Genomic DNA, 13,409 nt, shown 5'->3' with positions numbered 1-13,409 from the left:
AAAGCGCTTAACGCGCTTTTTGTTTAGCTAAAGTTTGTATTTTTTCCACCATAGCTTTTATCCCATTGCCGCGAGAAGCGCTTAAGTGGCTAATTAAGCCGAGCTTTTCAAATTCTTCATAGGCATTAACGCTTAATACCTCTTCAGGTGTCAAACCGTTATACAGCGCTAAAATTAACGCTAATAATCCTTTTACTATTCGCGTATCAGAATCACCAATTACAACCAATGCATTTTCTGTCAAATCAAACTCAACAAACATCCATACTTTACTTTCACAGCCTTGGACTAGCGCATCATCTGTTTTTAGTATATCGGCTAACGGCGGTAGTGTTTTGCCAAGCAACATAATTTCACGGTATTTCTGTTGCCAGCTTGCACTGTTTTCAATGTTTTTACTTACCAGTTGATATGTGTGAGTCATTATTTATCCAAATTAGTCTAATAAAGCGATGCATTCTTTAAGCGCAGTAATAAATTGGTCTACATCTTTAGTCGTATTATAAAAAGCAAAACTCGCTCTGAGTGAGCCATTTAGTTTCAAATGGGTCATCAACGGTTGGGTACAATGATGACCACTTCGCACTGCAACACCATAGCCGTCAAGTAAAGTTGCCAGATCGTACGGATGTTCATTTTTATAATTAAAGCACAATGTACCAATGTTCGATTTTAGGTCGCTATAAATACTAATACCGTCTATTTGATTCAGTGCGTTCGCTGCATAAATAAACAACTGTTGTTCATATTGCTTTAATGTTTGCTGATCAAGTGCCATTAAATACTCAAGCGCCGCACCAAAGCCTAAAACACCGGCTATATTTGGCGTCCCAGCTTCAAATTTAGCGGGAGCGTCACGATAAGTGCTTTGCGTTAGGGTCACTTTTTCAATCATTTCACCACCTGTTTGATAAGGCAATAATGCATTTAACGCACTATAGCGGCCATACAAACCGCCTAATCCAGTTGGCCCCAGCATTTTGTGAGCTGAAAACACGTAGAAATCACAATTAAGCTTGATTAAATTAGGTCTTAAATGAAGGGCGCCTTGTGCGCCGTCGACTAAAGTTAACGCATCTACTGCCTTCGCAGCGGTTATCAGCGGAGTTAAATCGGTAATATTGCCCAGCGCATTAGAGGCGTGAGTGATTGCAAGAAGTGCAGGTTTGGTGTGTTTAATCACGTCACAGCACTGTTTGATATCAAAAGTGGCATTGTCATTAAGTGGCAACGCTTTTAACGTTGCACCAGTGTATGCCGCGAGTTCTTGCCACGGCACAATATTCGCGTGATGCTCGATTGGGCTAATTAAAATGGTGTCGTCTGTTGTTAATGTATTTCTTAGGCCATGTGCAACTAAGTTAATCGCCTCAGTAGCGCCTTTAGTCCAGACAATTTCATTACCGCTTACCTGAAAGTAATCAGCAACGCGATGACGTACTTGCTCATAAGCCGCTGTAGCTTGCTCACTCAGCGTATGACGACCGCGGTGAACATTTGCATTCTGTGAGGTGTAAAACTGTGTGGTGACGTCAATCACACATTGTGGCTTTTGTGTTGTTGCAGCTGAGTCTAAATAAACCAAAGGGTAGCCATTGATTGTCTGATTTAGAGTAGGGAAATCATTACGGATTGTTTTAGGATCAAACAAGGACACAGACATAGGCTCATAAAGTTAATCAATTCGGGCAAGAATTGTAATCGGTTTAAGATAATTCTCAAGTAACATGTAATAAAAAAGGCCGCAAAAGCGGCCTTTTAAAACTAACTTTACAGCTTAGCGCTTGTCAGTTGCTTTGTAATCACGGGCTGTTTCACCTGTGTAAAGCTGACGTGGGCGGCTGATCTTGTGGCCAGGTTGAGAAAGCATCTCATCCCAGTGTGAGATCCAACCTACAGTACGTGCCATTGCAAAAATTACAGTGAACATACTTGTAGGAATACCAATCGCTTTTAAGATAATACCTGAGTAGAAATCTACGTTAGGGTAAAGTTTCTTCTCAACAAAGTACGGGTCTTCAAGTGCAATTTGCTCAAGCTTCATTGCGATATCAAGCAATGGATCTTGAATGTTTAGCTCTTCTAACACTTCATGACACGTTTGACGCATTACTGTTGCACGTGGATCGAAGTTTTTGTAAACACGGTGTCCAAAGCCCATAAGACGGAACGGGTCCGCTTTATCTTTTGCTTTTGCTACGTATTCGTCAATGCGATCAACTGAGCCAATTTCTTCTAACATGTTTAAACATGCTTCGTTAGCGCCGCCGTGAGCAGGGCCCCAAAGTGATGCAATACCCGCAGCAATACATGCATAAGGGTTAGCACCAGAAGAACCTGCTAAACGTACTGTTGACGTTGAAGCATTTTGTTCGTGGTCAGCATGAAGCATGAAGATTTTATCCATTGCTTTAGCTGTTACTGGGTTTACTTTGTATTCTTCTGCAGGCACAGAGAACATCATGTGTAAGAAGTTTTCTGCATAGCTTAAATCATTGCGTGGGTATACAAACGGTTGACCGATGTTTGTTTTGTATGCCATTGCTGCAATTGTTGGTAACTTAGCAACTAATTTAATAGCGCTTGTTTTACGTTGAACTGCGTCTGTGATATCAAGATCTTCATGGTAAAAAGAAGATAAAGCACCAACCACACCACAAAGCATTGCCATTGGGTGAGCATCAAAGCGGAAACCTTGGAAGAAATTTGCTATTTTCTCATCTAGCATGGTGCTACGAGTGATTTTTGTAGCAAAATCATCGTACTGCTCTTTAGTTGGTAACTCACCATTTAATAGTAAGTAACATAACTCAATGTAGTTAGAGCTTTCTGCTAACTGCTCGATTGGGTAACCACGGTGCAGTAAAACACCTTTACCACCATCGATGTAAGTGATGGTAGATTCACAAGAACCAGTCGACATGAAACCTGGATCATAAGTAAAGTGACCATGTGAGCCGAGTGTACGTACATCAATTACATCTTGGCCAGCAGTACCTTGATAAATTGGAAGTTCGATTGGATCTAGCCCATCAATATGGACTGTGGCTTTCTTATCTGCCATCTATGTATCTCCTATTAAGATAACTATTCTGATTTTTATATTCTAAAATCTATTCTAAGCACATCTTTACATTTTAACGTGAAAGAGGGGGTTAAAGTCAATTTTTATAAGTATTATGCATATATGTATAATAAATATTCGGTATAGATTGAATATTATACCATTGGCTAATTCGCAAACGACTCAAAGTAAACAAGAATTGTAAAAGAGCCTCCGGCTATATATACTAACGGAGGTTTTTAACCGATTTGTATTTGGGTAAACTTTTTTTTACATAATATTTTTCATAAAAAGTGAACTTTATTAGTATTAATACGTTTATTTTGATAGTTCCACCAGAAACATTTGGTGGGTTTTAGAAAAACAAGTAGATGAGCCCCACTGCGGGCAAGATGGGCAAGTAACTGTGAAAAAGCAAAGACCTGTAAATCTAGATCTAACAACTATATCTATGCCGGCAACGGCTAAAGCTTCAATTTTTCACCGCGTCACCGGTGTTGCATTATTTTTTGCTTTAACGTTTGTCATTTGGGCTTGGTCAGAGTCTCTTTCTTCAGCTGAAGGTTTTGAATTCGTCAAGGGTCTGTTTAACGGATTCATTGCCAAATTTATAGCTTGGGGCACCCTTTCTGTATTGGGTTATCACCTTATCGGTGGTATCCGTCACATCATTATGGATATGGGGCATTGGGAAGAACTTGAATCAGGCAACACTAGCGCTAAAATTGCAATGGCACTTGGCGTTGTGTTTGCTGTATTGGCAGGGGTGTGGATATGGTCTTAAATCAAGCAACTCTTAAACGTGATGGCGTACAAGATTTTGTATCTCTACGCACAACGGCATTAATAATCAGTGCATATGCAATTTTTATTATTGGCTATTTTTTAGCAATGCCAGAAGTCACATATGACGCCTGGACAGGCCTATTCTCTAACCTAGCAATGAAAGGGGCGACATTAATCACCCTAGTTTGCATTATGGTTCATACCCGTATCGGCCTTTGGCAGGTTCTAACCGACTATGTAAAGGGCGCTAAATTGCGTGCTTTCTTAGGCTTTGTACTAAACCTAATGGCTGTTGCTTACGTAGCTGTAGGTTTAATCGTTTTATGGGGTGTTTAAGTGAAATATTCTGTTCGTGAATTTGACGCCGTAGTAATTGGTGCCGGTGGTGCAGGTATGCGCGCTGCTCTTGCTATTACTGAATCTGGCAAAACATGTGCACTAATCTCTAAAGTTTTTCCGACACGCTCACACACTGTATCTGCTCAAGGTGGTATTACAGTAGCGTTAGGTAATTCGCATGAAGATAACTGGGAATGGCATATGTATGATACCGTCAAAGGTTCCGATTTTATCGGTGACCAAGACGCTATCGAATACATGTGTAATACAGGCCCAGAAGCTATTACTGAACTAGAAAACATGGGTCTACCATTTTCTCGTTTTGAAAATGGCCGTGTTTACCAACGTCCTTTCGGTGGTCAATCGAAAAACTTTGGTGGTGAACAAGCTGCACGTACCGCAGCAGCTGCTGACCGTACTGGTCACGCATTATTACATCTTCTATATCAACAAAACGTTAAAAACAAAACAAATGTATTTTCTGAATGGTATGCACTTGATTTAGTTAAAAACGATAATGGCGATGTAGTAGGTTGTACAGCGATTGAAATTGAAACAGGTGAAATCACTTTCTTCAAATCAAAAGCAGTTGTGTTAGCTACTGGTGGTGCAGGTCGTATTTTTGCATCAACAACTAATGCTCACATTAACACTGGTGACGGTGTTGGTATGGCGACTCGTGCTGGTATTTCTATGCAAGACATGGAAATGTGGCAATTCCACCCGACAGGTATTGCAGGTGCTGGTACACTAGTAACCGAAGGTTGTCGTGGTGAAGGTGGTTATCTTTTAAATAAAGATGGCGAACGCTTCATGGAGCGCTATGCACCAAATGCTAAAGATTTAGCATCTCGTGACGTTGTTGCTCGTTCAATGATGACAGAGATTCGTGAAGGTCGTGGTTGTGATGGTCCTTGGGGTCCTCACCTTAAGTTGAAACTTGACCACTTAGGCGAAGAAACGCTTAATTTACGTCTTCCAGGTGTATGCGATCTTGCTAAAACATTTGCTCACGTTGATCCTGCAAAAGAACCAATTCCAGTTATCCCAACATGTCACTACATGATGGGTGGTGTGCCAACTAACGTAAATGGTCAAGTACTTAATATCGATGCCGCTGGTAACGAAAAAGTAGTACAGGGTTTATTTGCTGTTGGTGAGATTGCATGTGTATCTGTTCACGGTGCTAACCGCTTAGGTGGTAACTCATTACTTGATTTAGTTGTATTTGGCCGTGCTGCTGGTAACTTCTTAGGTAAATACCTAAATGACGTTGAAATTTCTAAAGCGGCTTCTGAGTCTGATTTAGAAGCGTCTTTAGCTCGCTTTAACCGTTGGGAAAGCTCAACAGTTGGTCAAGGTGAAGACCCAGTACAAATCAAGAAAGACCTACAGCAGTGTATGCAGCTTAACTTCTCGGTATTCCGTGAAGGTGACTCAATGGCAACTGGTCTTACTGAGCTTAAAGAAATTCGTGAACGCTTACAGCATGCACGTCTTGATGATAAATCATCAGACTTCAACACCATGCGTATTGAATGTTTAGAATTAGACAACTTAATGGAAACAGCTTACTCAACTGCAGTAGCTGCAAACTTCCGTACTGAAAGCCGTGGTGCACACTCTCGCTTTGACTTCCCAGATCGTGATGACGAAAACTGGTTATGTCACTCAGTATTTAATCCGGTAACGGATGAAATGAGCAAGCGTAAAGTAAACTACGAGCCCAAGCTACGTGAAGCATTCCCACCTAAAGCACGTACCTACTAGGAGCGAGACGATGGCACAAGTACAATTTTCAGTTTATCGTTACAATCCGGATGTTGACAACGCACCTCGTATGCAAGAATACACTTTGCAAACTGAGGAAGGCCAAGACATGATGGTATTGGATGCACTTTTATTATTAAAAGAGCAAGATCCTACACTATCATTCCGTCGTTCATGCCGTGAAGGCGTGTGTGGTTCAGACGGTGTAAACATGAATGGTAAGAACGGCTTAGCATGTATTACTCCTTTATCTACGCTACAAAAAAATGGCAAAGGTAAAATCGTAGTACGTCCATTACCGGGACTTCCTGTTGTTCGTGACCTTGTTATTGACATGAGTCAGTTCTACACTCAATACGAAAAAGTAAAACCGTATCTAATAAATGACGAGCCTGCTGCAGGCGAACGTCTTCAATCTATCGAAGAACGTGATAAATTAGATGGGCTTTATGAGTGTATTTTATGTGCATGTTGTTCTACATCGTGTCCTTCTTTCTGGTGGAATCCAGATAAGTTTATAGGTCCAGCAGGCCTTCTTCATGCTTACCGTTTCTTAGCTGATAGCCGAGATACTGCAACAGAAGAGCGTTTAGCTGACTTAGACGATGCATTCAGTGTGTTCCGTTGCCACAGTATCATGAACTGTGTTAGCGTTTGTCCTAAGGGTCTTAACCCGACTAAAGCAATTGGGCAAATAAAATCTATGTTATTAAACCGCTCGGTTTAATTTCAAGTAGACGAAAGATGGCTAATATTTTATTAGCCATCTTGTTATATAACTATTAATTTCTGCGCTAAAAAAAAGGGCTTATAAATGCACGAAGGTGTGATGAAGGCATGGCTAGAATCTTCACATTTAAACGGCGGTAACGTTGCTTATGTTGAAGAGCTTTATGAAGCGTATTTAGACGATGCGACTTCGGTGCCAGAAGAATGGCGAGAAGTGTTCGAACAATTACCAAAAGTAGATGGTGTGGATGTTGAAGTAAAACATTCAGAAGTTCGTTCACAATTTGCGGCGCTTGCTAAAAACAAGCATAGAGAAGTAGTGGTAGCAGAGGGCAGTGGCGGTGACCTTAAACAGGTTAAAGTTCTGCAACTTATTAATGCTTTCCGTTTTCGTGGACACCAAAATGCAAACCTAGATCCACTAGGTATTTGGCAACGCGAACGTGTACGAGATTTAGAGCTAGAGTACCACGACTTATCAAATGCTGACTTTGACCGCGAATTTAACGTAGGATCGTTTGCCGTAGGCCGCGATACTATGCCTTTAGGTGAGTTATACCAAGCACTAAAAACTACATATTGTGGTTCTATTGGCGCAGAGTATATGCACATCACATCAACAGAAGAAAAACGTTGGTTACAACAGCGTTTAGAGTCTGTTCAGTCTAGGCCAAAATTCGATAAAAATGAAAAGCTTCGTATCCTTAAAGGATTGACAGCGGCTGATGGTCTTGAAAAATATTTAGGGGCTAAGTTCCCTGGTGCTAAGCGTTTCTCACTTGAAGGTGGCGATGCGTTAGTGCCTATGCTTAAAGAGCTTATACACCGCGCGGGTGAAAGTGGCCAAAAAGAAGCCGTAATCGGCATGGCTCACCGCGGACGCTTGAACGTACTTGTGAATGTACTTGGTAAAAATCCATCAGAATTATTTGATGAATTTGCTGGTAAACACAAAGATACTTTAAGCTCTGGTGATGTTAAGTATCACATGGGTTACTCTTCAGATTTCGCGACCAAAGGTGGCAATGTGCACATGGCACTTGCGTTTAACCCATCGCACTTAGAAATCGTAAATCCTGTGGTTATGGGGTCTGTGCGCGCACGCCTTGATCGTCTAAACGACAAAACGGGCAGCAAAGCACTTCCTATTACTATTCACGGCGACTCTGCAATCGCAGGTCAGGGTGTAGTACAAGAAACGTTTAACTTATCACAAACTAATGCATTTAGTTGTGGTGGTAGCATTCGTATTGTTGTTAATAACCAAGTTGGTTTTACAACAAGCAAGCAAGACGATGTACGCTCTACTGATTACTGTACTGATATTGCAAAAATGGTTCAATCACCAATCTTCCATGTAAACTCTGATGATCCTGAAGCGGTTGCGTTTGTTACGCAATTAGCGCTTGATTTCAGAAACCAGTTTAAACGTGATGTTGTGATTGACCTTGTTTGTTATCGTCGCCATGGTCATAACGAAGCTGATGAGCCTAATGCTACACAGCCTGTTATGTATCAAAAAATTAAAAAACACCCAGTTCCTCGCTTAATCTATGCAGATCAGTTAATTTCGGAAGGTTCTTTCACAGAAAACGAAGTGAAAGCACTTGCAGATGATTATCGTAATGGCTTAGATGATGGCAACTGCGTAGTTGAAGAAATTCAACCAGAAACATCACATTCTTCTGATTGGGCTAAATACGTTGGTCATGATTGGAATGTTGACTACGACGCGAGCGTTTCTGTAGAGAAACTCAAAGAGCTCGGTAACATTGTCGCAAGCTACCCTGAAGATCACAAAGCGCAATCTCGTGTTAAGAAAATATACGATGATCGTAAAGCAATGGCAGCTGGTGAAAAAGCACTTGATTGGGGTATGGCAGAAACTTTAGCGTATGCAACTATTGCAGCTGAGGGCACTGACATTCGCCTAACAGGTCAAGACTCTGGCCGTGGTACCTTCTTCCATCGCCATGCGGTTGTTCACGGTCAACAAGACGGTGCAACATACTTACCACTACAAAACATTAGTGAAGATCAAGGTACGTTTGAAGTATTTGATTCGGTGCTATCTGAAGAAGCGGTATTAGCGTTTGAATATGGTTATGCAACAGCAGAGCCGACCTCACTTGTTTTATGGGAAGCGCAATTTGGTGATTTCGCCAATGGTGCACAAGTTGTTTTTGACCAATTCTTAAGTTCAGGTGAGCAAAAGTGGGGTCGTTTATGTGGCCTGACATGTTTGCTACCACATGGTTATGAAGGCCAAGGTCCTGAGCATAGCTCTGCACGTCTTGAGCGCTTTTTACAGCTGTGTGCTGATCATAATATGCAAGTATGTGTACCATCTACACCTGCACAAGTTTATGCAATGCTTCGTCGTCAATCGGTTAGACCTCTTCGTCGTCCATTGATTGTTATGACGCCAAAATCATTGCTTCGTCACCCATTAGCTACATCATCGCTTGAAGAACTATCAGAGGGCGTATTCCACAATGTGATCGATGAAATTGATGATATTGATGCTAAGAAAGTAGAACGTGTTGTATTTTGTAGTGGTAAAGTTTACTACGAATTATTACAAGAGCGTCGTAAACTTGAGCAAGACAACATTGCTATTGTTCGTGTTGAACAGCTATACCCGTTCCCACATGACGAAATGAAGACGATTATTGAACGTTATCAGCATGTTACTGATTTTGTATGGTGTCAGGAAGAGCCGCAAAACCAAGGTGCTTGGTATTGTTCTCAACATCACTTTATTGATGCAATTCCACAAGATGCAAAATTAAAATATGCTGGTCGTAAAGCTTCAGCATCACCTGCATGTGGTTATATGTCAGTACATACTAAAGAACAACAAGCGCTCGTTGCCGACGCGCTTACTATAGAAAAGAAAGGATAAGCAATGAGCACAGAGATTAAAGTTCCTGTTCTTCCTGAGTCGGTTGCAGATGCTTCCGTTGCTACATGGCATGTAAGTGTTGGCGACAAAGTAAGCCGTGACCAAAACTTAGTAGATATTGAAACAGACAAAGTGGTTTTAGAAGTGGTTGCACAAAACGATGGTGTAATCACTGAAATTTCACAAGAAGAGGGTGCTACGGTACTTGGTGACCAAGTGATCGGTTTAATTGGCGATGCAGATGAAGCACCGGCAACTAAAGAGTCAAAAGAAGATGACTCAGCATCAGATAAATCAGAAGACGCGCCTGCGGCGCAATCAGCACCAGCATCAGAAGGTAAAGAAGTGGATATTAAAGTACCTGTACTTCCAGAATCAGTTGCAGATGCAACAATTGCTACTTGGCATGTTCAACCAGGTGACGCGGTAACACGTGACCAAAACTTGGTAGATATCGAAACAGATAAAGTTGTACTTGAAGTTGTTGCCCAAGAAGACGGCGTTATGGGTGAAATAATCCATGACGAAGGCGATACCGTTCTTGGTGAGCAAGTAATTGGTAAGGTAAAAGCAGGCGCTGCACCAGCTAAATCTGAAGCTAAAGCGAATGCACCAGCAGCCAAAGAAGAAAGCTCAAGCGATAGTTCAGATGTGCTAACGCCATCAGTTCGTCGTTTAATTGCTGAGAAAGGCCTTGATGCTTCAAAAATCAAAGGTTCAGGTAAAAATGGCCGTGTGACTAAAGAAGATGTTGATCAATTCTTAAAAGCACCTGCTCCAGCAGCAAAAGCAGAAGCAGCACCAGCAGCACCAATGGGTGACCGTACTCAAAAACGTGTGCCTATGACACGTTTACGTAAAACCATTGCTAATCGTCTTCTTGAAGCGAAAAACTCAACTGCAATGTTAACCACGTTTAACGAAGTTAATATGAAGCCAATAATGGATCTTCGTAAGCAGTACCAAGAAGTATTTGAAAAGCGTCACGGTATCCGTTTAGGTTTCATGTCTTTCTATGTGAAAGCGGTAACTGAAGCGTTAAAGCGTTTCCCAGATGTAAATGCATCAATTGATGGCGATGATATTGTTTATCACAACTATTTCGACATCAGTATTGCTGTTTCTACGCCACGTGGCTTAGTAACGCCAGTACTTAAAGATTGTGACAAATTATCAGTTGCAGAAATCGAAAAAGGTATTCGTGAACTAGCTCTTAAAGGTCGTGATGGCAAGCTAACACTTGACGACATGACTGGCGGTAATTTCACTATTACTAACGGTGGTGTATTCGGCTCATTACTATCAACACCAATCATTAACTTACCGCAGTCTTCAATCTTAGGTATGCACAAAATCCAAGATCGTCCAATGGCTGTTAATGGTAAAGTTGAAATCTTACCTATGATGTATTTAGCGTTATCTTACGATCATCGCCAAATCGATGGTAAAGAATCAGTTGGTTTCTTAGTAACAATTAAAGAGTTACTTGAAGATCCAACACGTTTACTGCTAGATGTTTAATTAAGTAGTATGAAATATAAGCTGTGAGTTAAAATCACAGCTTTTTTTTTGCGCCTAAGGTCATACTGGGGTTTTCATGTAGCGCCATGAGATCTATACTAGGCACGCAATTTGGGATAGTTGTTTATTTGCATAAATATTCAGCTCTTTTAATATAAAAAATTGGATAAAGCATCATGAATTTGCATGAGTATCAGGCAAAACAACTTTTTGCCGAATATGGTTTACCAGTTTCTCAAGGTTTCGCTTGCGATACACCTGAAGAAGCTGCAGCAGCTGCTGAAAAAATTGGCGGCGATATGTGGGTTGTTAAAACTCAGGTTCACGCAGGTGGACGTGGTAAAGCTGGCGGTGTAAAGCTAGTTAAAACTATCGACGAAGTTAAAGCGTTTGCAGCTAACTGGTTAGGTAAAAACCTAGTTACTTACCAAACAGACGAGAAAGGCCAGCCAGTTGCTAAAATTTTAGTAGAAAGCTGTACAGATATCGCAAACGAACTGTACCTAGGTGCTGTTGTTGACCGTGCTTCTCGTAAAGTTGTGTTCATGGCGTCTACTGAAGGCGGCGTTGAAATTGAAACTGTTGCTGAAGAAACACCAGAACTTATCCACAAAGCTGAGATTGATCCTTTAGTAGGTCCTCAAGCTTACCAAGCTCGTGAGCTTGGTTTTAAATTGGGTCTTAACCCAACACAAATGAAACAGTTCGTTAAGATCTTTATGGGTCTTGGCAACATGTTCAACGATTTCGATTTCGCATTACTTGAAATCAACCCACTAGTAATCACAGATGAAGGTAACCTTCACTGTCTAGACGGTAAAATTGGTATCGATGGTAATGCACTTTACCGTCAACCTAAAATCCGTGAAATGCACGATCCATCTCAAGAAGATGCACGTGAAGCTCACGCAGCAAGCTTCGAGCTTAACTACGTAGCCCTAGATGGTAACGTAGGTTGTATGGTTAACGGTGCAGGCCTAGCAATGGGTACTATGGACATCGTAAACCTACACGGTGGCAAGCCAGCTAACTTCCTAGATGTTGGTGGCGGCGCGACTAAAGAACGTGTTTCTGAAGCATTCAAAATCATCCTTTCAGATGACAACGTTAAAGCTGTTTTAGTTAACATCTTCGGCGGAATCGTTCGTTGTGACATGATTGCAGAAGGCATCATTGGCGCAGTTAAAGAAGTAGGTGTAACAGTTCCAGTAGTTGTACGTTTAGAAGGTACTAATGCTGAATTAGGCCGTGAAGTACTTGCTAAGTCTGATCTTAACATCATCGCTGCTGAATCATTAACAGACGCGGCTGAAAAAGTTGTTGCTGCTGCGGAGGGCAAATAATGTCTGTATTAATCAATAAAGATACAAAAGTTATCTGTCAAGGTTTCACTGGTGGTCAAGGTACTTTCCACTCAGAGCAAGCGCTTGAGTACGGTACACAAATGGTTGGTGGTGTAAGCCCTGGTAAAGGCGGTCAAACGCACCTTGGTCTTCCAGTATTTAACACAGTACGTGACGCTGTAGAAGCAACAGGTGCAACTGCATCTGTGATTTACGTACCAGCACCTTTCTGTAAAGATGCAATCTTAGAAGCTATCGATGCAGGTATCGAGCTGATTGTTTGTATCACTGAAGGTATTCCTACACTTGATATGGTTGACGTTAAAGTTAAACTAGATCAAACAGGTACTCGTATGATTGGTCCAAACTGTCCAGGTGTTATCACTCCTGGTGAGACTAAGATTGGTATCATGCCTGGTCACATCCACAAGCCTGGTAAAGTAGGTATTGTTTCTCGCTCTGGTACTTTAACGTACGAAGCAGTTAAGCAAACTACAGATGCTGGTTTTGGTCAGTCTTCTTGTGTTGGTATTGGTGGTGATCCAATTCCAGGTACTAACTTTATCGACGTTCTAGAATTGTTCGAAAAAGATCCACAAACTGAAGCAATCGTAATGATTGGTGAAATTGGTGGTACTGCAGAAGAAGAAGCTGCAGAGTACATCAAAGCTAACGTTACTAAACCTGTTGTTTCTTACATTGCTGGTGTTACTGCACCAGAAGGTAAGCGTATGGGTCACGCTGGCGCAATCATCGCTGGTGGTAAAGGTACTGCTGATGAGAAATTTGCTGCATTAGAAGCTGCGGGCGTAAAAACTGTACGTTCACTTGCTGATATCGGTAAAGCACTTAAAGAAAAAACAGGCTGGTAATCAGCGTTTATTCTTTAAAAAAGGCTCGCAATTGCGAGCCTTTTTGTTATCTAGAGTTCAGGTACCTAATTAACCACAGT

11 protein-coding genes are annotated in these 13,409 nt (G+C 41.4%); 8 read left to right on the top strand and 3 right to left on the bottom strand.

All coding sequences use genetic code 11. The annotated features are described in order from the left end of the window. Positions 1–7: 7 nt before the first annotated feature. The 3 genes from AC0VZ5_RS08335 to AC0VZ5_RS08325 form a co-directional block, all read right to left on the bottom strand. A complete protein-coding gene (locus tag AC0VZ5_RS08335) occupies positions 8–424 on the bottom strand; it encodes a SufE family protein (RefSeq protein ID WP_475472347.1) in 417 nt (138 codons plus the stop codon). A 12-nt stretch (positions 425–436) separates the two neighbouring features. Then, the gene (locus tag AC0VZ5_RS08330) at positions 437–1,663 is read right to left on the bottom strand and encodes an aminotransferase class V-fold PLP-dependent enzyme (RefSeq protein ID WP_475472345.1); all 1,227 of its coding nucleotides are present in this window, start codon (positions 1,661–1,663) and stop codon (positions 437–439) included. Positions 1,664–1,777: 114 nt separating this feature from the next. Continuing rightward, positions 1,778–3,064: a citrate synthase gene (locus AC0VZ5_RS08325; protein ID WP_138606097.1), complete on the bottom strand. Its 1,287-nt coding sequence runs from the start codon at positions 3,062–3,064 to the stop codon at positions 1,778–1,780. A 406-nt stretch (positions 3,065–3,470) separates the two neighbouring features. Between AC0VZ5_RS08325 and sdhC the strand changes: the two genes are divergently transcribed. The 8 genes from sdhC (at position 3,471) to sucD (ending at position 13,329) form a co-directional block, all read left to right on the top strand. Then, complete coding sequence (gene sdhC, locus AC0VZ5_RS08320; protein WP_010390126.1) at positions 3,471–3,848, top strand: succinate dehydrogenase, cytochrome b556 subunit; 378 nt, start codon at positions 3,471–3,473, stop codon at positions 3,846–3,848. After that, entirely contained in the window at positions 3,839–4,186 is a 348-nt protein-coding gene (gene sdhD / locus AC0VZ5_RS08315) for a succinate dehydrogenase, hydrophobic membrane anchor protein (RefSeq protein WP_055012091.1), read from the top strand. The genes sdhC and sdhD overlap by 10 nt, the downstream gene beginning before the upstream one ends. Continuing rightward, positions 4,187–5,959 (top strand): succinate dehydrogenase flavoprotein subunit, encoded by a 1,773-nt coding sequence (sdhA, locus tag AC0VZ5_RS08310; protein WP_008112088.1) that lies wholly within the window; start codon positions 4,187–4,189, stop codon positions 5,957–5,959. Between the two features lie 10 nt (positions 5,960–5,969). After that, entirely contained in the window at positions 5,970–6,686 is a 717-nt protein-coding gene (locus AC0VZ5_RS08305; protein ID WP_010390121.1) for a succinate dehydrogenase iron-sulfur subunit, read from the top strand. 87 nt (positions 6,687–6,773) lie between these two features. Further along, the gene (gene sucA, locus AC0VZ5_RS08300) at positions 6,774–9,593 is read left to right on the top strand and encodes a 2-oxoglutarate dehydrogenase E1 component (RefSeq protein WP_075169173.1); all 2,820 of its coding nucleotides are present in this window, start codon (positions 6,774–6,776) and stop codon (positions 9,591–9,593) included. 3 nt (positions 9,594–9,596) lie between these two features. After that, positions 9,597–11,114 carry a 2-oxoglutarate dehydrogenase complex dihydrolipoyllysine-residue succinyltransferase gene (odhB, locus tag AC0VZ5_RS08295; RefSeq protein WP_138606101.1) on the top strand — a complete coding sequence of 506 codons (1,518 nt, stop codon included), beginning with the start codon at positions 9,597–9,599 and terminating at the stop codon, positions 11,112–11,114. Between the two features lie 176 nt (positions 11,115–11,290). Continuing rightward, complete coding sequence (gene sucC / locus AC0VZ5_RS08290) at positions 11,291–12,457, top strand: ADP-forming succinate--CoA ligase subunit beta (protein ID WP_008464053.1); 1,167 nt, start codon at positions 11,291–11,293, stop codon at positions 12,455–12,457. Continuing rightward, the gene (gene sucD, locus AC0VZ5_RS08285) at positions 12,457–13,329 is read left to right on the top strand and encodes a succinate--CoA ligase subunit alpha (RefSeq protein WP_010390118.1); all 873 of its coding nucleotides are present in this window, start codon (positions 12,457–12,459) and stop codon (positions 13,327–13,329) included. Before sucC ends, sucD begins: the two co-directional genes overlap by 1 nt. The last annotated feature ends 80 nt before the right edge of the window (positions 13,330–13,409 follow it).

The sequence above is a fragment of the Pseudoalteromonas sp. QJM3NY_12 genome (assembly GCF_056173165.1).
The sequence above is the reverse complement of the archived record's forward strand: the minus strand, read 5'-3'. Positions and strand labels throughout refer to the sequence as shown.